This is a genomic window from Kitasatospora sp. NPDC058406 (assembly GCF_042722765.1).
Classification (GTDB): Bacteria; Actinomycetota; Actinomycetes; order Streptomycetales; family Streptomycetaceae; genus Kitasatospora.
On sequence record NZ_JBHXKE010000203.1, the window covers coordinates 1 to 18,296 of the forward strand.

At 76.0% G+C, this 18,296-nt stretch carries 18 protein-coding genes; 9 read left to right on the forward strand and 9 right to left on the reverse strand.

Going from position 1 to position 18,296, the window contains the following annotated elements; genetic code table 11:
* The first annotated feature begins 220 nt into the window (after positions 1 to 220).
* The 3 genes from ACFWOG_RS30730 to ACFWOG_RS30740 all read left to right on the forward strand — a co-directional run bounded on the left by ACFWOG_RS30730 (position 221) and on the right by ACFWOG_RS30740 (position 2,356).
* A complete protein-coding gene (locus tag ACFWOG_RS30730) occupies positions 221 to 622 on the forward strand; it encodes a TIGR03618 family F420-dependent PPOX class oxidoreductase (RefSeq protein ID WP_329951114.1) in 402 nt (133 codons plus the stop codon).
* A gap of 224 nt (positions 623 to 846) precedes the next feature.
* Complete coding sequence (locus ACFWOG_RS30735) at positions 847 to 2,109, forward strand: cytochrome P450 (RefSeq protein ID WP_380362217.1); 1,263 nt, start codon at positions 847 to 849, stop codon at positions 2,107 to 2,109.
* Between the two features lie 82 nt (positions 2,110 to 2,191).
* A complete protein-coding gene (locus ACFWOG_RS30740) occupies positions 2,192 to 2,356 on the forward strand; it encodes a hypothetical protein (RefSeq protein ID WP_329951112.1) in 165 nt (54 codons plus the stop codon).
* Positions 2,357 to 2,464: 108 nt separating this feature from the next.
* On the opposite strand, the gene ACFWOG_RS30745 is transcribed toward ACFWOG_RS30740, so the two are convergent.
* Complete coding sequence (locus ACFWOG_RS30745) at positions 2,465 to 3,649, reverse strand: alpha/beta hydrolase family protein (protein WP_380362219.1); 1,185 nt, start codon at positions 3,647 to 3,649, stop codon at positions 2,465 to 2,467.
* A 160-nt stretch (positions 3,650 to 3,809) separates the two neighbouring features.
* Entirely contained in the window at positions 3,810 to 5,102 is a 1,293-nt protein-coding gene (locus ACFWOG_RS30750) for a DUF5685 family protein (protein ID WP_380362221.1), read from the reverse strand.
* A 231-nt stretch (positions 5,103 to 5,333) separates the two neighbouring features.
* Between ACFWOG_RS30750 and ACFWOG_RS30755 the strand changes: the two genes are divergently transcribed.
* The 3 genes from ACFWOG_RS30755 to ACFWOG_RS30765 are packed head-to-tail and all read left to right on the forward strand — an operon-like array spanning position 5,334 to position 8,247.
* Complete coding sequence (locus tag ACFWOG_RS30755) at positions 5,334 to 5,897, forward strand: XRE family transcriptional regulator (protein ID WP_329881813.1); 564 nt, start codon at positions 5,334 to 5,336, stop codon at positions 5,895 to 5,897.
* On the forward strand, positions 5,894 to 7,492 hold the full coding sequence (locus ACFWOG_RS30760) for an MFS transporter (RefSeq protein ID WP_329951108.1): 1,599 nt from the start codon (positions 5,894 to 5,896) through the stop codon (positions 7,490 to 7,492). The genes ACFWOG_RS30755 and ACFWOG_RS30760 overlap by 4 nt, the downstream gene beginning before the upstream one ends.
* Positions 7,493 to 7,551: 59 nt before the next feature.
* Entirely contained in the window at positions 7,552 to 8,247 is a 696-nt protein-coding gene (locus tag ACFWOG_RS30765) for an alpha/beta fold hydrolase (RefSeq protein WP_380362224.1), read from the forward strand.
* Positions 8,248 to 8,261: 14 nt separating this feature from the next.
* On the opposite strand, the gene ACFWOG_RS30770 is transcribed toward ACFWOG_RS30765, so the two are convergent.
* A complete protein-coding gene (locus ACFWOG_RS30770; RefSeq protein WP_380362226.1) occupies positions 8,262 to 9,716 on the reverse strand; it encodes a DUF2252 domain-containing protein in 1,455 nt (484 codons plus the stop codon).
* A gap of 295 nt (positions 9,717 to 10,011) precedes the next feature.
* Between ACFWOG_RS30770 and ACFWOG_RS30775 the strand changes: the two genes are divergently transcribed.
* Positions 10,012 to 10,419: a DUF2809 domain-containing protein gene (locus tag ACFWOG_RS30775; RefSeq protein WP_380362228.1), complete on the forward strand. Its 408-nt coding sequence runs from the start codon at positions 10,012 to 10,014 to the stop codon at positions 10,417 to 10,419.
* Positions 10,420 to 10,534: 115 nt separating this feature from the next.
* Here the strand turns inward: ACFWOG_RS30775 and ACFWOG_RS30780 are convergent, their stop codons facing one another.
* Positions 10,535 to 11,317, reverse strand: a complete 783-nt coding sequence (locus ACFWOG_RS30780; protein WP_329951105.1) for an SGNH/GDSL hydrolase family protein — start codon at positions 11,315 to 11,317, stop codon at positions 10,535 to 10,537.
* A 515-nt stretch (positions 11,318 to 11,832) separates the two neighbouring features.
* Here ACFWOG_RS30780 and ddaH point away from each other — a divergent pair.
* Together ddaH and ACFWOG_RS30790 are read left to right on the forward strand one after the other, a co-directional pair.
* The gene (gene ddaH, locus ACFWOG_RS30785; RefSeq protein WP_329881819.1) at positions 11,833 to 12,660 is read left to right on the forward strand and encodes a dimethylargininase; all 828 of its coding nucleotides are present in this window, start codon (positions 11,833 to 11,835) and stop codon (positions 12,658 to 12,660) included.
* Between the two features lie 199 nt (positions 12,661 to 12,859).
* The gene (locus ACFWOG_RS30790) at positions 12,860 to 13,270 is read left to right on the forward strand and encodes a PPOX class F420-dependent oxidoreductase (RefSeq protein WP_380362232.1); all 411 of its coding nucleotides are present in this window, start codon (positions 12,860 to 12,862) and stop codon (positions 13,268 to 13,270) included.
* Between the two features lie 10 nt (positions 13,271 to 13,280).
* On the opposite strand, the gene ACFWOG_RS30795 is transcribed toward ACFWOG_RS30790, so the two are convergent.
* The 5 genes from ACFWOG_RS30795 to ACFWOG_RS30815 form a co-directional block, all read right to left on the reverse strand.
* On the reverse strand, positions 13,281 to 13,988 hold the full coding sequence (locus ACFWOG_RS30795; protein WP_380362234.1) for a lactate utilization protein C: 708 nt from the start codon (positions 13,986 to 13,988) through the stop codon (positions 13,281 to 13,283).
* Complete coding sequence (locus ACFWOG_RS30800; RefSeq protein WP_380362236.1) at positions 13,985 to 15,442, reverse strand: lactate utilization protein B; 1,458 nt, start codon at positions 15,440 to 15,442, stop codon at positions 13,985 to 13,987. Before ACFWOG_RS30800 ends, ACFWOG_RS30795 begins: the two co-directional genes overlap by 4 nt.
* A gap of 23 nt (positions 15,443 to 15,465) precedes the next feature.
* Positions 15,466 to 16,212 carry a (Fe-S)-binding protein gene (locus ACFWOG_RS30805; RefSeq protein WP_380362239.1) on the reverse strand — a complete coding sequence of 249 codons (747 nt, stop codon included), beginning with the start codon at positions 16,210 to 16,212 and terminating at the stop codon, positions 15,466 to 15,468.
* A 195-nt stretch (positions 16,213 to 16,407) separates the two neighbouring features.
* A complete protein-coding gene (locus ACFWOG_RS30810; protein ID WP_380362241.1) occupies positions 16,408 to 17,622 on the reverse strand; it encodes a globin domain-containing protein in 1,215 nt (404 codons plus the stop codon).
* Positions 17,623 to 17,746: 124 nt separating this feature from the next.
* The gene (locus ACFWOG_RS30815; protein ID WP_355405235.1) at positions 17,747 to 18,190 is read right to left on the reverse strand and encodes an Rrf2 family transcriptional regulator; all 444 of its coding nucleotides are present in this window, start codon (positions 18,188 to 18,190) and stop codon (positions 17,747 to 17,749) included.
* Positions 18,191 to 18,296: the final 106 nt, after the last annotated feature.

The window sequence follows — 18,296 nt, forward strand, 5'->3', positions numbered from 1 at the left end:
TGTTGTATAAGATACTGGGGGGAGCCGCCGCAGGGGTGACCGTGCGGCGGCGTGGACGCGGCCCGGTGCGCCCCGCACCGGGCCGCGCGCGTGCCCGGCCGCGGCGGTGCGGGCCGGACCCGCACGGGCCGGTCCCGCCGGGCGGCCGGTGGGCGGGGCGGCCGGTGGGCGGGGCGCCCGGTGGGCGGGGCGCCCGGTCCGGCGACGTACGATCGCGGGCATGGCCCATGATCCACGCGAGCTCGACGAAGCCTTCCTCGCCTTCTGGCAGGAGCGGCACATCTCCACGCTGACCACCCGGCGGCCCGACGGGACGCCGCACGTGGTGCCGGTGGGGGTGACGTACGAGCCGGAGGCGGGGATCGCCCGGGTGATCAGCAGCCGGACCAGCCGGAAGGTGCAGAACGTGCTGGCGGCCGGGGCGGAGGGCATGCGGGTGGCGGTCTGCCAGGTGGACCGGGCCCGCTGGTCGACGCTGGAGGGCGTGGCCGTGGTCCGGGACGAGCCGGCGGAGGTCGCCGAGGCGGTGCGGCGCTACACCGAACGCTACCGCGAACCGCGGGTGAACCCGGACCGGGTGGTCATCGAGATCGCCGTCGACCGGGTGCTCGGCCGGGCCTGAGACCGCCTCGACCGCCGGACGTACCTCCGGGGTCCCCCGGCGAGCCCGCCGGCGCGTCCGCCGGCGTGTCCCCCACCGCCTCCGGCGGTGGGGAGGCGTGCTTGTCGGGTCCACCGTCCGCTGGCAAGCTGTGGCGGGATCGCCCCGGAGTGCACCCGGGGCCCCGGGGCACGGTTCCGGCCGCACCCCCCCGCAGCGCCTGACGACGCCTCAGGAGGCCCTCCGTGGAACGCGACCGCTGCCCCGTCCGGCTCGACCCGGGCGGCCGTGACATCCACGGCGAGGCCCGCCGGGTCCATCAGGACGGTCCGGTGGCCCAGGTGGAACTCCCCGGCGGCGTGGTCGCCTGGTCGGTGGGCAGCCAGCGGCTCGTCAAGCAGCTGCTGGCCGACCCGAACGTGTCCAAGAACGCCCGGCAGCACTGGACCGCCTTCGCCGCCGGCGAGATACCCGCCGACTGGCCGCTGATGCTCTGGGTCGCGGTCGAGAGCATGTTCACCGCGTACGGCGCGGACCACCGACGGCTGCGCCGCCTGGTGGCCGGCGCCTTCACCGCCCGGCGCACCGAGGCGCTGCGCCCGCGCGTCGAGGGGATCGTCACCGGGTTGCTCGACGGCCTGGCCGCCGTCGCCGAGCCCGGCCGGGCCGTCGACCTGCGCGAGGGCTACGCCTATCCGGTGCCGATCCAGGTGATCTGCGAGCTCTTCGGGGTGCCGGACCACCTGCACGAGGGTCTGCGGAGGTGCGTGGACGGCTTCTTCGACACCACCATCACCCCCGAGGACGCCCACGCCAACGGCGAGCGGGTGTACGTGCTCCTCTCCGAGCTGGTCGCGATCAAGCGCGAGACGCCCGGCGACGACCTGACCAGCGGGCTGATCGCCGCGCGCGACGCGGACGGCGACGGCGGCTCGCTCACCGAGAAGGAGCTGCTGGACACCCTGCTGCTGGTGCTCAGCGCCGGGCACGAGACCACGGTCAACCTGCTGGACAACGCCATCCACCTGCTGCTCACCCACCCCGAGCAGCTGGACCTGGTCCTGAGCGGGAAGGCGGGGTGGAGCGACGTGATCGAGGAGACCCTGCGGGTGCAGTCCCCCGTCGCCAACCTGCCGCTGCGCTACGCCGTGGAGGACATCCGGGCGGGCGGGGTGCTGATCGGCCGGGGCGAGCCGATCCTGGCCGCGTTCGCCGCCGCCGGGCGGGACCCCGAGGTGCACGGTGCCGACGCGGACGTCTTCGATCTGCGGCGCCCCACCAAGGACCACCTGGCGTTCGGCCACGGTGCGCACTTCTGCCTGGGCGCTCCGCTGGCCCGGATGGAGGCGCAGATCGCGCTGCCGGCCCTCTTTGAGCGGTTCCCGGACCTGGCGCTGGCGGCGGGGGCCGGCCTGGCGCCGGTGGAGTCCTTCATCTCCAACGGGCACCGGCACCTGCCGGTGGTCCTGGTCCCGTCCGCCCCGGGCGCGGGCCGGGCCGACGGCTGACACCCCGGGGCCCCGGGGGCGGGAGGCGTCGGGAGTGACGGGTGTTTATCGCGCGTTGATCGCCGTCGCCTAACGTCGGGGCATGAACGAGGGAACGACGGGGGACCAGGGCGTGCGGGCCCTGGCGGAGGGCCGGATGACGGCCGAGGACACCGACCGGTTCCGGGTGCTGCTGGCCCGGCTGGAGGATTCGCTGGCGGCCGACCGGCGGTCGGCGGGGGCGAGATCGGTGGCCCGGGATGTCTGAGGCCGGTGGCGGCCGTACCCGGGGAGCCGAGGTGCTGCCGCTCTGGGTGCGCGGTCCGGAGCACGTCGGGGGCGAGTTGCGGGAGGCGGTGCCGGCCGGTGAGGCGGGCTACTTCACGAAGCGGACGTCGGGGTAGGCGCGGGACGGCCGGTCGAGCAGCGGGCCCGGGCGGTCGCGCAGGTGCCGGTCGAGGAACGCGCCGAGGTAGGCGCGGGTGGCGGCCAGCGCGCGGGTGCCGCGGATCGTGCCGAAGCTCTCGTCGGCGAGCTCCGGCGGCAGCTGGTCGCGGACGCCGAACGCGTCGACCTGCCAGTGCACGTCCGAGAAGGAGAGGTGTCCTGCCTCGGGCAGGTCCAGCCAGCGGCGCCAGCCGCCGAGCCGGTTCCAGGTGTCCGCCCAGTTGGCCGTGGATTCGGCCGAGCCGCCGAGCCGGGCGCTCAGCAGCAGGACCGGCCGGGAGAGGCCCTCGGCGGGCGGGACGAAGACGGTGCCGTCCAGGTCGGCGGCGGCCCGGATCCGGCCGTCCTCGCGCATCGCCTCCAGGGAGCCTGCCCCGCCGAGCGAGTGGCCGGCGGCGCCGATCCGCGCCGGGTCGATCGAGAGGCCGCGCACCGGGCCCCTGCCCGGGGCGGTGAAGCGGTCGATCACGAACCGGAGGTCGCGGGCCCGGCTGCGGGAGACGTCCACCCCGAAGGCCCACGGGTCCTCCGGCTCCCCGCAGATCAGGCAGGGCTCGATCCGGCCGTCGGGGAACTGCACGGAGGTCTCGTAGGTGTGGTCGACGACGGCGACCGCGTAGCCGCGGGAGGCGAGGTCCTCGGACAGGGCGGTCAGCGAGGTGCGGCTGTTGCCGAAGCCGGGGGAGAGCACGACGAGGGGGAGGCGTCCGCGGGCGGGCGGCGCGTCGGCCAGGGCGTTGGTCCGCACGGTGCTCGCGTCGAAGAGGCCCCGGTACAGGGCGTGGGACAACTCCGGTGACACGTAGGCCGGGTGGCTGCCGCGGGTGGTGCCGGTCGGGTACCGGACGGTGACCATCAGTTCGCGGGACGTCGTGCCGGCCCGCCACGGATCGGGCCGGCTGTCGTCCACCAGGCGGACGTCGGTGACGCCGACCGGCTGATGTCCGGTCGGGGCGGGGACCCGGGGCGCGCCGCCGGCGGGGGGGCGGTGGCCGGCGGCGCCGGGGGTCGGGGCGGGGGGTGCCGCGGCGGCGGCCGGACCGGCGAGGGTCAGCAGCAGGGCGACGGGCAGGCCGAGCAGGGCGGCGGAACGCCACCGAGTGGTCTTGGACATGACGCCACGTTAGGTCGGGTCCTCCGGGCGGCACGTCGGCCCGCCGGTGGACGGCGGCTACGCCGGGAGGCGGACCCGGCGCGGCCGCCCGTACGCCGGAGGTCCGGGGCCGGGTCCGCCCGTGGTGGGGGGCGGCGGGCCGGTGGCGGCCGGCCGGGGCTCAGCAGTCGCAGCCGCACCCGTCGCAGCCGCACCCGCAGTCCGAGCAGCAGCTGCTGTTCTCCCCGCAGCACTGGCAGCAGTCGCAGCAGTCCGAGCAGTTGGAGCAGTCGCACTGGTGGCACCAGCCCTCGCGGCGTTCGCGGGAGAACGGGTCCTCGTGCTCGCAGCAGCACAGTTGGCACGTGCAGGCCATCAGGGCCCACATGGCGCAGCCGGCCAGCAGGTTGCGGCGGTCCGGCGGCGGGGCGCCGGGCGGGGTGAAGCCGGGGCCCTGCGGGATCCAGGGCGGGACGGGCGCGCCCGGGCCCTGCGGCGGGGCCTGGTCCGGGTCGTGCCGGGGCGGTGCTTGGTACGGGTTGGAGCCGGCGGGCGCGGTGCCGGGTGCGCCGGCCGCCCCGGAGCCGGTCCTGGTGCGGCAGGCGGCGGTGTGCGCGGCGGGGCCGAAGACCCGCTCGACGGCGCGTTCGGTCTCGTGGGCGAGCAGGACGTGCACCAGGGTGCGGTCGGTCAGGTCGACCTCGGCCAGTGCGAGGCGGATGCCGTGCACGGCGTCGCGGCAGAGGCGTTCGGCCTCGGCGCGGTCGGTCCCGGTCGCGGTGAGCGGGTTCCACGCGCCGCTCGCGGCGTCGGCGGCCTCGTCCTCGGCGGCGTCCAGCAGGTGCGCGAGGCGGCCGAACAGCCGCCCGGCCTCGGTCAGCGGTGCGGCGTTGCCCGGCCGGCCGGCCAGGACGGCGGTGTGCGCGAAGGCCGCGGCGGTGGCGCTCTCGGTGGGCTCGGTGACCAGCAGGACGGACCCGCCGACCTGCAGTCCGCGCTCCAGTTCGCCCTGGCGGGCCGCCGCGTCGAGCAGGACGGCGGTGTCGAAGCCGACCACCGACGCGCTGCCCGCGCTCCGCCGGTCCCACCGCCGGGTCACCGCGCGCGCCCCGGCGGCGACCGGGCGGCGGGCGAAGACGCCGTCCCGGTCCTCGACGTGGTCGCGGATCTTCACCGAGGCGAGGGTCAGCGAGACGGCGGCGGCGAGCCGGGCGCCCTCGCCCCGCGCGACGGAGGCGGTCCGCATGCCGCGCAGTGGGCAGGGCCCGGCGGTCCGCCGCCCGCCGGGGGCGTCGGCGGCGGCCTGGGCCTCGACCAGGACCGAGATGATCAGACCGTCGTAGTTGGTGGCGGTTCGGGCCAGCTGCCCGTGGTCGTCCCGCAGGGCGAGGCAGAGCCCGCAGAGGTGGGCCATCCACGTGGCCTGCAACCGTTCGGAGAGCCGGTGCCGACACGGTCTGATGATGCCGAACATGTGATCCCCCGTGATGCGCGTGGGCCGTCCGGCCCATGGTCGCGGACATCATATGATCGGCGGCCGGTGTCGCAGAAGCCCAGGTCGGCCACCGTGAAGCCCGGGTCGGCCACCGTGCCGTCCCCCGGCGCCGGCGCCGACCGGCGGGAGTGCACGGCTCCGCCACCCCGCCGTGGGACGGCAGGCGGGAAGCCCCGAAGCGGATCCCATATCCGGGATAGCATCGCGGATATGGGAATCGAGACGGCCGCCGACGAGCGGCTGGCAGGGCGGTTGGCCGAGTTGCGGGTCGAACGCGGGTGGACGCTGGAGGAGTTGGCACGGCAGGCGGACGTCAGCCGGTCGACACTGTCCCGGGTCGAGCGGGCGGAGGTGAGCCCGACGGCGGCGCTGCTCGGACGGCTCTGCGCCGTCTACGGGCGGACCATGTCGCGGCTGCTCGCCGAGGTGGAGTCGGCGCCCGCGCGGCTGGTGCGGGCCGACGAGCAGTGGGTCTGGCGGGACGAGGCGACCGGGTTCGTCCGGCGGTCGGTCTCACCGCCGCACGGGTCGCTGCGCGCCGAGATCGTGGAGGGGCGGCTGCCGGCCGGCGCCGACATCGCCTACGACCGGCCCTGCGCGCTCGGCGTGGAGCACCACCTCTGGCTGCTGGAGGGCCGGTTGGACCTGACCGTCGACGGGGAGGCGCAGCCGCTGGCGGCCGGCGACTGCCTGCGGTTCGTCGCCGAGACCACCCGCTTCCGTTGCCCCGGCCCGGAGGACGCCCGGTACGCGCTGGTGGTGGTCGTGCCGTGACGGCCACCACCGACCGCGCGGCGTCCACCCCGCCGGTCAAGGAGCGCTTCGACGCCGCCGGGCGGCGCGTGCTGCTGGTCTGCGTCGCGGGCGGCTTCACCACCCTGCTCGACCAGTCGGTGCTCAACACCTCGATCCCCGCGCTGCGCGAGTCGCTGCACGCCCAGCCCGCCCACCTCCAATGGATCGTCGCGGGCTACTCGCTGGCCTTCGGACTGGCCCTGATACCCGGGGGGCGGCTCGGCGACGTCAAGGGCCGCAAGTGGTTCTTCGTCTCCGGGCTCGCCCTGTTCACCGTCGTCAGCCTGCTCTCGGCGTCCGCCACCGAACCGTGGGTGCTGGTGACCGCCCGGCTGCTCCAGGGTGCCGGCGCCGGACTCGTGAACTCGCAGATGATCGGGACCCTCCAGGACGTCTTCGGCGGCCAGCTGCGGGCCCGTGCGCTCGGCCTCTACGCCGTCACCGGCGGGCTGGCCTTCGCACTCGGCCCGCCCGTCGGCGGCGCGGTGCTGGCGGTCGTCGGACCGGAGTACGGCTGGCGGATCACCTTCCTGCTCAACGTCCCGTTCGGGCTGGCCACCGTGCTGCTGGCCGCCCGCTACCTGCCGCGCCCGCGCCCCAGCGCGCGGCACGCCGACCTCGACCTGGTCGGCCTGCTGCTGGTCGCCGCGCTGACTCTCGCGCTGATGCTGCCGTTCGTCCAGCCGCCCGGCTGGACCGGCTGGCTCGGCTTCGCCGCCGGGGCGGTGCTGCTGCTCGGCGCGCTGGCCTGGTGGCAGCGGCGCTACGCCCGGGCCGGCGGCCACCCACTGATCCACCCGGCGCTGATCCGCTCGGCGCCGTACGCGCTGGGCACGGCGGTGGCGATGGCCCAGTTCGGCTCCTCGCTGGCGGCCGGGCTGGTGCTGACGATGTTCCTGCAGGACGGCCTCGGCCTCTCGCCGATGGGGGCGGCCCTGGTCTCGCTGCCCTCGGCGGTGGCCATGGGATTCGCCTCGGCGGTCGCCTGGCGGGTGGTCCAGCGGTTCGGCCGGCGGACCGTCACCGCCGGCATGACCGGTTCGGCGCTGGTGATGCTGGCCGGCGGCCTGGTCGCGCACTGGGCTCCGGCCGGGCCGCTGCCGTGGCTCCTCGCGCTGCTGCAGCTGCTGGGCGGCGCGGCGGTCGGACTGATGACGGCGACCAACCAGGCGTACGTACTGCGCCACGCGCCGTCCGAGGCGGCCGGAGTGAGCGGGGCGATCCTGCAGATGGCGCAGCGGATCGCGGCGGCGGTCAGCATCTCCGCACTCTCCGGCGTCTACCTGCGGGCGACGGGCGACGGCGGCGGACACCGGGCCGCGTACGCGTGGGCGACCGCGGTCTGTGCGGCGGTGGCCGGCCTGGCGGTGGTGGCGTCGATGCTCGCCGGCCGGGCCGCGGGACGGGACGGCGGGACGCGGACCGGTGAGGCTCCGGAGCGGCCGGCGGAGGAGACGCGGGAGGGGGGACCCGGATCGGGGGCGGGGGCGTCGGCCTCGGCGCCCGGAGCGGCGCAGGCTCCGGCCTCCGGCGCGCCGTCCGGATCCGCCTCCGGTGCGGGACCGGGGAATTGAGCGGCGGGCGAACGGCCGCTCCGTGCCCGGGCCGGCCGGGGCGCCGTACGGTGAGCGGCATGACTGCTCATCGCACGGTCGACCTTCCCGAGCTGTCCCTCGCCTACCGGGAGAGCGGACCGGCCGACGGCCCGCCGCTGGTGCTGCTGCACGCGCTCGGCGAGCGGGCCACCGACTGGGACGACGTCCTGCCCGCCCTGGCCCCGCACCACCGCGTCTACGCGCTCGACCTGCGCGGCCACGGTGACAGCGGCCGACCCGGCCGGTACGCCGTCGAGCTGATGCGCGACGACGTGCTCGGCTTCCTGGACGCCCTCGGGCTGGAGCGGGTCGACCTGCTCGGGCACTCGATGGGCGGTGTGGTCGCCTACCTGGTCGCCCAGGAGCGGCCCGAGCGGGTCGCCCGGCTGGTGCTGGAGGACGTCCCCGCCCCCCACCCGCGCCCGGCGAGCCCCGTGCCCGACCGGCCCGCCGGTCCGATCGACTTCGACTGGGCCGTGGTGAAGGCGGTCAAGGGACGGATGGACCGGCCGGACCCGCGCTGGCTGGAGCGGATGACGGCGATCACCGCGCCCACCCTGGTGGTGGCCGGCGGCCCGGCGAGCCACGTGCCGCAGGACCGGATCGCCGAGCTGACCGGGCTGCTCCCGGACGGGAGGGTGGTCACCGTCGAGGCCGGGCACCTGGTGCACCGGACCCGGCCCGCGGAGTTCGTGGCGGCGGTCGCGCCGTTCCTGGAGCCGGCGGGGTCCTGAGGCCCCGGGGGGCGTCAGACCCCGTGCTCGGCCGGGAGCCGGCCCGCACGGATCGCCGCGACCAGCTCGGCGTGGTCCGCCTCGGTGCGGTCCGCGTACGCCACCGCGAACCCGGCGACCGCTTCGTCCAACGCCTCGTTCTTGCCGCAGTAGCCGCTGATCAGGCCGGGGTCCGCGGTGTGTGCATGGGCCCGGGCCAGCAGGGCGCCGGTGATCCGGGCGTAGTCGTCCAGCTGCGCGGGCAGCAGCGCGGCCGGGTCGACGCTGCCCTTGCGGTTGCGGAACTGCCGCACCTGGTAGGGGAGTTCGTCCACCGTGGTCCAGCCGAGCAGGGTGTCGCTGACCACCTGCATGCGCTTCTGGCCGAGCACCACCCGGCGGCCCTCGTGGACCTCCGGCGTCGTCACGGGGTAGCCCGCGCGGGCCAGGTGGGGCAGCAGCACGGACGGCCGCGCCTCCTTCACCTGGAGCACGAGCGGCTGCTCGCGGTGGTCGGTGAGCAGCACCACGTACGAACGGGTGCCGACGCTGCCGGTGCCCACCACCCGGAACGCCACGTCCTGCACCCGGTAGCGGGAGAGCAGCGGGTGCAGTTCGGCCGGGACCGTCCGCACGTACGCGCCGAGCGCGGTGGCGACGGCGGAGGCCGTGTCGTCCGGCACCTCGCTGAGCACCGGGGGCGCCGCCGTGAAGCGGTGGCCGCCGTCCTCCGCCCGCACGGTCGACCTGGCGGCGAAGCGTGCGCTGGTGTTGCCGAGCGCCTTGGCGCCGACCCTCTCCAGGACCTCGGTGAGGTCGTGCGCCTGGGCGAAGGAGACCAACTGCTCGTCGGCGACGGCGTTCCAGGCGTCCAGCGCCGGCAGCTTGGCGAGCGTGCGCATGGTCCGGCGGTACGCGCCCGCCGCGTCGAACGCGGCCCGGCGGGCGGTGGTCTCGTCCGCGCCGACCGCCCGGCCGGCCAGCACCAGGCTGGTCGCGAGCCGCTTGAGGTCCCACTCCCACGGGCCCGGGACGGTCTCGTCGAAGTCGTTGATGTCCATCACCAGGCGGCCGCGGGCGTCGCCGTACAGGCCGAAGTTGGCCGCGTGCGCGTCGCCGCACAGCTGGGCGGTTATCCCGCTGGTGGGGGTGACCGCGAGGTCGGCGGCCATCAGACCGGCCGAGCCGCGGAGGAAGGCGAACGGGGTGGCGGCCATCCGGCCCAGCCTTATCGGCACCAGGTCGGTGAGGCGGCCAGCGTTGGACGCCTCGATCGCCGCCACGGCGGACGGGCGGTCGTCGGACGGGGCGAACTCGGCGTGCCGCTCGCGCGGGGTGCGGGTGCGCAGGTCCTTGCCGCGGTCGCGGGACCGGCCGTCCTGGCGCGGCGCGAAGCCCTCGACGGCGAACCGCCGCCCCCGGCCCTGCCCGGCCTCTGTCGTGTCCGCCGCCACCCCGGACCCGTTCACCGCATCGGTCAGCTGCGTCACTGTGCCCCGCCCTGTTCTGTCGTTCCCGCCCGCGACCCGCACGGACCCGGTCCCACACGGACCGGCCAGCAGGTTACCGGGCCGCAGGCGCGGCCCGCCGGGAGGGAGGGACGTCGGGCGGGGCGGCGGCGGTTCCGAACGGTCCGCGGGAGGCGGGGGCGGGGGCGCGGAAGGCGCCGCGGGGAGGCCGTGGCGACACCCCCGGCTCGCGGTCGCCGCTGCGGTCGAGTCCCCGACGTCGGCGGAGCGGCGCCGGCCGTCGCTGCCGGGTCCGGCGGCTGGTTAGGGTACCGGAATGGATGATCTTCGAGGGCGCGGCGCCGTGCGTGCGGTGGCCGTGGTGGCGGCGGTGCTGGCGGTGGCGGCCGGGCTCGGGGTGCGCGCCGCGGTCGGCGGGGAGGTCGCCAAGTACGCCGGGGACGCGCTGTACACGGTGCTGGTGTACGCGCTGGCCGTGACCGCGGCGCCGGGCCTGCGGCCGGTCGCGGCCGGGGCGTGGGCGGCCGGGCTGAGCTGGGCCGTCGAGCTGTTCCAGCTCACCGGGGTCCCGGAGGAGCTGGCCCACCGCAGTGCGCTCGCCCGGCTGGTGCTCGGCTCCACCTTCAACCCGCCCGACCTGCTCTGGTACCTGGTCGGTGCGGTCCTGGCCGCGCTCGTGCACGCGGGTGCGGGGCGGGCCGGCCCGGCCGGCCGCCGGGTCTGAGGCAGCCGCGGGCCGGGTGCCACCGCCGGTCGGGGCGCGGCGGTGGCGCGGCGGTGGCTCCGGACGGATCCGGGGGCCGGTGGTCCGGTGGTCCGGCCGAGTCTCCGACGGGGCGTCAGAGCGGCATGAGCTCCGGCCGCTTGGCCTCGACGTGGTCGCCCGAGGACTCGCCGCGCAGGCGGCGGCCGACCCAGGGGATCAGGTACTCGCGGGCCCACTGCAGGTTCTCGCGGCGCTGCTCGGCGGGGGACGCCACCGGCAGGACCGGCCAGGGCGCCTCCGGGTCCTGCGCGGTGCGCAGGCCCAGCGAGCGGGCGGCCAGCAGGGCGACCCGCTGGTGGCCCTCCGGGGAGAGGTGCAGGCGGTCCTCGCTCCAGGCCCGGCGGTCCTGGACGGCGCGGAGCGACCAGAGGTCGGCCACCTTGCAGCCGTGCCGGTCGGCGACGGCCCGCATGTGGCTGTTGTAGGTGGCGATCTTGCCGCGGAGGTGCTTCAGCAGCGGCACGCCGCGGGTGTCGAAGCCGGTGCAGATGAGTACCGTCCCTGCCGCCTCGACGAGTTGGACGACGGCGGCCTCGAACCGCTCGGCCACCTCGTCCGGGTCGCTGCCGGGTCGCAGGATGTCGTTGCCGCCGGCGCAGAAGGTCACCAGGTCGGGCCGGATGCGCCGGGCCTGCGGCACCTGCTCGGCCATGACCTGGTCGAGCAGCCGGCCGCGCACCGCGAGGTTGGCGTAGCGGAAGTCGCCCGGGGGCTGCCCGTCGGCGAGCAGCCCGGCGAGCCGGTCGGCCCAGCCGGCGAAGGCGCCGCCGACGCCGGGGTCGTTCAGGCCCTCGGTGAAGCTGTCCCCGATGGCGACGTACGAACTGAGGTCAAGGGTCTCCTGGAGATTCGGCATGAAGGAGATAGTTCACTGTCTCAAGTAACCTACGCCACCGTAGGTGGCCGGTGGCGGTACGTGAGATCGGCCACGTACCGTTCGGGGAGCCCTCCGGCGGTGGGCGGGGGTGGTCCGGGAGGTCGGCGACGGGGCGGGCCGTACGACCGGGCGGGGCGTCAGGAGGTCTACGGCGGAGACCGGTTGCCGGTCTCGCGGGGCGGTGGCCCTTCCGCTTCCGCGGCCCGGTGACCGGCGGGCCGCCCGCCCTTCGGACCGGTCGGAGCCGGGCGGGTGGGTGCGCTCCCCGTGCGCCGGGGGACGCGCCGGCGGATGCGCCGGGTGCGCGGGGGACTGCGTCGTCCGGCGTTCCCGCGCGGGTGTACGAACGGCGCCGTCCGGGCAGCGGCCCTCTGGACTGCGCGGCACGGTCCCGGCGCCCGACCGGACACCTCGCCCGGCGGCCACCGCCCCGCAGCCGTCACCGAGCACCGAGCACCCCGAACCCCTCACCCCCGGACGGCGGAGGTCGCCGCATGCCGAACCGAATCCCGGAGCGCGCCGCGAAACCGCGGCGCTACCTGATGTGCCGGCCGACGTACTTCACGGTCGACTACACGATCAACCCCTGGATGGACCCGTCCCGGCCCACCGACACCGAGCTCGCCGTCCTCCAGTGGGAGCGGCTGCGCGCGCTGTACGGGCGGCTCGGCCACACCGTCGAGCTGATCGATCCGGTGCCCGGGCTGCCCGACATGGTCTACACGGCCAACGGGGCGACCGTGCTCGGCGGCCGGGCGCTGGTCGCGACCTTCCGCCACCCCGAGCGGGCCGGCGAGTCGGACGCCCACCAGGCCTGGTTCCGGGCCGCCGGCTACCGCGAGGTGCAGCGGGCCGGGCACGTCAACGAGGGTGAGGGCGACCACCTGGTGGCCGGTCGCCGGGTGCTGGCCGGCACGGGCTTCCGCACCGACCCGGCCGCGCACGCCGAGGCCCGCGCGCTCTTCGGCGTCCAGGTGCTCAGCCTGACCCTGGTCGACCCGCGCTTCTACCACCTGGACACCGCGCTGGCCGTCCTCGACGAGGACCAGGTCATGTACTACCCGGAGGCGTTCACCCCGGACAGCCAGGCACTGCTGCGCAGCCTCTACCCGGACGCGATCCTCGCCGACCGGGCCGACGCCGAGGTGTTCGGGCTGAACGCCGTCTCCGACGGGCGCCGGGTGCTCCTGCCGGAGGCCGCCAAGGCGCTGGCCGCGCGGCTGACCGAGCAGGGGTACGAGCCGGTACCGGTCGACGTCTCCGAGCTGCTCAAGGGCGGCGGCGGCCCCAAGTGCTGCACCCTGGAGCTGCGCCCCGCGTAGGGCGGGCCCGGCCGGGCAACGCGGATCCGCCCGACCCGGCCGGGCGCCCGGCCGACCTGACCGCCCGCCCCGGAGGCCCGCCCCGGAGGCCCGCCCCGGAGGCCCGTTCCGAAGGCCCGTTCCGGCCCGGCAGAACCCGCAGATCGGGCAGACCGGGAGAGCTTGACCTCAACCGCGCTTGAGCTTCTAGGGTCCAGACATGATCTTCACCGCGAGGGAACTCGCCTACCTGGCCGCCCAACCGCTGGCGCGCCTGGCGACCATCGGCCCCGACGGCCGCCCGCAGGTCCGTCCGGTGGGCTTCCGGCTCAACGACGACGGCACCATCGACATCGGCGGACCCGACATGGCCCGCAGCCGGAAGTACCTGAACGCGCAGGCCCGCCCCGAGGTCGCCGTGCTGGTGGACGACATGGCCCCGGCCGACGACCCGGTCGTTGGCGGGTGGGGGCGCGGCGTCGAGATCAGGGGGGAGGCCGAGACGCTGGCGGTGGAGGTGCCGCCGGTGGCGCCCGGCTACTTCAGCCGGGACATCATCCGCGTCCGCCCGCGCCGGGTCGTCGCCTGGAACCTGGGGGAGCGGGGGACCTTCGCGCGCGACGTCGGGTGAACCCGGCCCGTCACCGGGGCGTGGCCAGGACGACCTCCAGGGTGCGCGGACCATGCACGCCCTCCACCCGGTTCAGCTCGATGTCGCTGGTGGCGGACGGGCCGGAGATCCAGGTCTGAGGTCGGGCCGGGTCGAGTCGGGGGAGGGCGAGCGGGACGGACGCGACCACCTGGCCGGGTGCCAGGACGACGCAGACGTGGTGGTCCGGGACGAGGCTGAGCAGCCGGCGGCCCTGCCCCGGGCCGCCGTCCAGGACGAGCGTGCCGGTCTCGGCGATCGCCAGGGCGCAGCCGGTCACCACGCTGTCGACGGCGTCCAGCCGTGCGGCGGTGAGGGCTCCGCCGGGGCCGCCGTCCGGCAGCGGGCGGGCCGAGGCGGCGGCGGTCCAGCCGGGCGGCAGGCCCGGCGGGACGGCCACGGTGCGGGAGCCCCGGGCGTCGAGGAGGACGCCGATGACCTCGGGCAGGCGGTCGACGGTGCAGCGGTGGACCAGGGCCCGGTAGTCGGCGAGGTTGTGGTGGAGCAGGTCGATCAGCGCGTCCGGATCGTCCGTGCGGACGTGGCTGCGGAGGTAGTCCCGGGGGACGGGCTCCTCCGTCGTGGCGCGGGCGCCGGGGCGGCTGTCGGGCGGGCTGCCGGGAGGGCTGCCGGGGCGGACCGCGGCGCGGATCCGGGACAGGATCGCCTCGCGCGATCCGCCCGTCGGTCGGTCGCTCATGTGCGGTTCCTCCGCCACCAGTCGCGGAACGGTTCGGGCGGGACCGCCGGCAGCTCGCGGGTGTCGGTCCAGGCGCGGCCCGGGCCCGGGAGCCGGCGCGGGTGGAACCGGCGGGTCCGGGCGGCGGCCCGTTCGGCCGCCCGGAGCAGGGCCGGTCGGTCGAGGACGTAGGTGGCGGCGGCGACGGCGGCGCGTTCCAGCCGGTGCCCGGGCCGGTCGGTGACCCGCTCGCGCAGGTGGACCAGGACCTCGGGGATGTCGATGGCCACCGGGCAGACCTCGTAGCAGGCCCCGCAGAGCGACGACGCGTACGGCAGTGAGGCGTCCAGCTCGGTGGCGACGCCGCGGAGTTGCGGGGTGAGGATGGCGCCGATCGGGCCCGGGTAGACCGAACCGTAGGCGTGCCCGCCGGCCCGCTCGTACACCGGGCAGACGTTGAGGCAGGCCGAGCAGCGGATGCAGCGCAGCGCCTGGCGGCCGGTCGGGTCGGCGAGGGCGGCCGTCCGCCCGTTGTCGAGCAGGACGAGGTGGAACACGGACGGGCCGTCCGCGCCGGCCCCGGTGGCCCCGGCGGCCCCGGCGCCCGCGTCGCCGCCCCCGGCGGTGCCGGTCCAGAACGAGGTGTACGGGTTCATCCGCTCGGCGGTGGAGGAGCGGGGCAGCACCTGGAGGAAGATCTCCAGGTCCCGCCAGGTCGGCACCACCTTCTCGATGCCGACCACCGAGATCAGGGTGCGCGGCAGGGTGAGGCACATCCGGCCGTTGCCCTCGGACTCCACGACCACCAGGGTGCCGGTCTCGGCGACCATGAAGTTGGCTCCCGAGACGGCGACTTCGGCGCGCAGGAACTTCTCCCGGAGGTGGAGGCGGGCCGCCTCGGCGAGGTCGGCGGGTGCGTCGGATAGTCCCTCGGGGGCGGGGCGGCCCCAGTCGGCCATCCGTGCGGCGAAGATCTCGCGGATCTCGCCGCGGTTGCGGTGGATCGCCGGGACCAGGATGTGCGAGGGCCGGTCCTCGCCCAACTGCACGATGAGCTCGGCGAGATCGGTCTCGTACGCGGTGATCCCGGCGGCGGCGAGTGCCTCGTTGAGGCCGATCTCCTGGGTGGCCATCGACTTCACCTTGACCACCTCGCGCTCATCGGTGGCCCGGACCAGTCCGGTGACGATCCGGTTGGCCTCGTCGGCGTCGGAGGCCCAGTGCACGGTGCCGCCGGCGGCGGTCACGGCCTGCTCCAACTGGACCAGGTAGCGGTCGAGATGGCGCAGGGTGTGGTCCTTGACGGCCTTGGCGGCTGCGCGCAGCTCGGTCCAGTCGGAGAGTTCGGCGACCGCGCGGGCCCGCTTCTCCCGGATGGTGCGGGTGGCGTGCCGGAGGTTGGCGCGCAGCCGCTCGTCGGCCGTGGCAGCGGCGGCGGCCTCCGGGAAGGCGGGAGCGGCCGGTGCGGCGGGCATCCCGGGCATCCCCAGGAAGGTGTTCACGCCGCCCGCCAGGGCTCGGCCTCGGTGCTGGCGAGGATCTCGGCGAGGTGGAGCGGGCGCAGCGGCGCGCCCTGGCGGCGGAGGGTGCCGTCGAGGTGCAGGAGGCAGGAGTTGTCGCCGCCGCAGAGCACCTCGGCGCCGGTGGCCAGGGCGCTGCGGACCTTGTCGGCGGCCATCGCCGCCGAGACCGCAGGGTTCTTCACCGCGAACGTCCCGCCGAAGCCGCAGCACTCCTCGGCGCCCGGCAGTTCGACCAGTTCGATCCCCCGGACGGCCCGGAGCAGCCGCCGCGGCCGCTCGCCGAGGCCGAGCAGTCTCAGTCCGTGGCAGGAGGGGTGGTAGGTCACGGTGTGCGGGAACCACGCGCCGACGTCCTCGACGCCGAGGACGTCGGTCAGGAACTCGGTCAGCTCGTACACCCGTGGTGTCAACTCCGCTACCTCGCGGACGAGTTCGCTGCCCGCCCGGGCGGCGATCCGCGGGTAGGCGTCGCGGACCGTCGCCACGCACGAGCCGGAGGGCGTCACCACGTGGTCGTAGCCGGCGAACGCCCGGGCGGTGCGCCGCACCAGCGGCTCGCAGGCCCGCCGGTAGCCGGTGTTGTACTGCGGCTGGCCGCAACAGCTCTGCCCGGGAGGGAAGTCGACGTCGACGCCGAGGCGCTCCAGCAGCCGCACGGTGGCGATCGCGGTGGACGGGTACAGCGCGTCGTTGACGCAGGTGGCGAACAGTGCGACGCGCAACGGTCCTCCCCGGGCCCTCGGTCGGCGTCCCGGTGACGGCGACGGTGGTCGGCGGCGGCCGGGGCCGCCCCGGCGCCGGACCGGCCGGCCCGTCGGTGATCGTACCGAGCGGGCCGGCCGGGCGGCAGGGCACCACGTCGCGGGCTGCGCCGCGGGGGCGCGGCGCCGGAGCGGGGCCGGGCGGGGCGGTCGTGCTCAGGCGTCCCGGCCGAGCCAGAGGTCCGGACCGAACACCTCGTAGTGGATGTCGGCGGCGGGGACGCCCGCCGCCAGCAGCTGCCCCCGCACCGAGCGGAGGAAGGGCAGCGGGCCGCACAGGTAGGCGGTGGTCCCGGTCGGGACCTCGACCGTCGACAGGTCGACCAGGCCGGTGCGGTCGGCGGGCCAGTCGCCGAGCGGCCGCTCGTAGAAGACGTGCGCGGTGCCGGCCGGGAGCTTGGCGGTGAGCCGGGTGAGGTCGGCGCGGAAGGCGTGCGAGAGCTGGTCGCGGTCGCCGTGGACGGTGACCACCCGGCGGGTGGAGCCGGTGGCGGCCAGGTGGGCCAGCATGGCGGTGATCGGAGTGTTGCCGATGCCGGCCGACGCGAGCAGCACCGGCCCGTCGCCGTCGGCCGGCGTGACGTCGCCGAACGGCGGCGCGACGTCGAGGACGTCCCCGGCGCGCAGGTGGTCGTGCAGGTGGTTGGAGACCTCGCCGGCGGGTGCGTCCGGGCGGTCGGCGGTGGCACGCTTGACGGTGAACCGGAGCGCGCCGTCCGGGGCTCCGGAGAGGCTGTACTGGCGGATCTGTCGTGCGCCGTCGGGCAGTTCGGCGCGCACCGAGACGTACTGGCCGGGCCGGGACGCCGGCAGCGGGCGGCCGTCGGCCGGTCGGACGAGGTAGCTGGTGACGTCGTCGGTCTCCTGCTGCCGGTCGATCACGGTGTACGGGCGCCAGAGGTCGGCCGGGTCGCCCTGCTGGACGGCGACGGCCTCGGCGCGCAGCCGGTCCTCGACGGCGATCAGCCCGTTGGCCATCAGCCAGTACACCTCGTCCCAGGCGGCGGCGACCTCGGGGGTGACGGCGTCGCCGAGCACCTCGACGATGGCGGCGAACAGGTGCTCGTGGACGATCCGGTACTGGTCGTTGCTGATGCCGACCGACACGTGCTTGTGCGCGATCCGGGCCAGCAGCGCGTCCGGGCGGCCGTCGGGGTCGGCGATCAGCGCGGAGGCGAAGACGGCTATCGAGCCGGCCAGCGCCTGCCGCTGGCTGCCGTTGGCCTGGTTGCCCCGGTTGAAGAGGTCGCGCAGCAGCTCCGGGTGGGCGGCGAACATCCGGTCGTAGAAGAGCGGGGTGATGGAGCCGATCGCACCGCCCACGACGGGCAGGGTGGCTTCGACGACCTCGGCGGACTTGGCGGACAGCATCGGGTTCGCTCCAAATTGGTATCTGAGAGTCGTATTATTGGCCGCGCGGATGCGCGGACGGGTGCGGCGTGCGGAGGTGCGGGTCCGGCAGGTGCGGGCCCTGGGGCCGGGCTGGGAACGGGTGTCAGTCGGGGGGTCTGCGGGAGAGGCCGAGCAGGACCGGCCCGGTCGGGGCGGCGACCAGGTCGCCGATCGAGAGCGGGTCGAGGGTGGTGAAGAACGCCTCCTGCGCGGAACGCAGCACTCCCCGCAGGCGGCAGGCCGCGCGCAGCGGACAGGGCGGCTCGTCCTCGCAGCCGACCACGTCACCCACCCCTTCCAGCTCGCGCAGCAGCAGTCCGAGGGAGCCGGTACGGCCCGCCGCGGTGAGGGTCAGCCCCCCGCCGCGGCCGCGCCGCGCCTCCACCACGCCGAGGTGCTGCAGCCGGCTGACCACCTTGGCGGCGTGGGTGTACGGCACGCCCACCGCCTCGGCCACCTCGCGGGTGGTCGGGTTGGCCTCCTCGTCGAGGACGGCCAGCCGCATGGCGATGCGGAGGGCGATGTCGGTGCTCTTGGTCAGCCTCACGTTCGAGAGGCTAGCGAATGCGACTGCAGGACTCCAATTTTCTGCACACGGGGTGCGGGCCGGCCCCGCTGCCCGCGCGGGCAGCGATCAGGGCAGCGATCAGGGC

Coding starts and splice junctions, on each gene's coding strand:
- ACFWOG_RS30730 (WP_329951114.1), top strand. CDS start 221: ATGGCCCATGATCCACGCGAGCTCGACGAAGCCTTCCTCGCCTTCTGG.
- ACFWOG_RS30740 (WP_329951112.1), top strand. CDS start 2,192: ATGAACGAGGGAACGACGGGGGACCAGGGCGTGCGGGCCCTGGCGGAG.
- ACFWOG_RS30745 (WP_380362219.1), bottom strand. CDS start 3,649: ATGTCCAAGACCACTCGGTGGCGTTCCGCCGCCCTGCTCGGCCTGCCC.
- ACFWOG_RS30750 (WP_380362221.1), bottom strand. CDS start 5,102: ATGTTCGGCATCATCAGACCGTGTCGGCACCGGCTCTCCGAACGGTTG.
- ACFWOG_RS30755 (WP_329881813.1), top strand. CDS start 5,334: ATGGGAATCGAGACGGCCGCCGACGAGCGGCTGGCAGGGCGGTTGGCC.
- ACFWOG_RS30765 (WP_380362224.1), top strand. CDS start 7,552: ATGACTGCTCATCGCACGGTCGACCTTCCCGAGCTGTCCCTCGCCTAC.
- ACFWOG_RS30775 (WP_380362228.1), top strand. CDS start 10,012: ATGGATGATCTTCGAGGGCGCGGCGCCGTGCGTGCGGTGGCCGTGGTG.
- ACFWOG_RS30780 (WP_329951105.1), bottom strand. CDS start 11,317: ATGCCGAATCTCCAGGAGACCCTTGACCTCAGTTCGTACGTCGCCATC.
- ddaH (WP_329881819.1), top strand. CDS start 11,833: ATGCCGAACCGAATCCCGGAGCGCGCCGCGAAACCGCGGCGCTACCTG.
- ACFWOG_RS30790 (WP_380362232.1), top strand. CDS start 12,860: ATGATCTTCACCGCGAGGGAACTCGCCTACCTGGCCGCCCAACCGCTG.
- ACFWOG_RS30795 (WP_380362234.1), bottom strand. CDS start 13,988: ATGAGCGACCGACCGACGGGCGGATCGCGCGAGGCGATCCTGTCCCGG.
- ACFWOG_RS30800 (WP_380362236.1), bottom strand. CDS start 15,442: ATGCCCGCCGCACCGGCCGCTCCCGCCTTCCCGGAGGCCGCCGCCGCT.
- ACFWOG_RS30810 (WP_380362241.1), bottom strand. CDS start 17,622: ATGCTGTCCGCCAAGTCCGCCGAGGTCGTCGAAGCCACCCTGCCCGTC.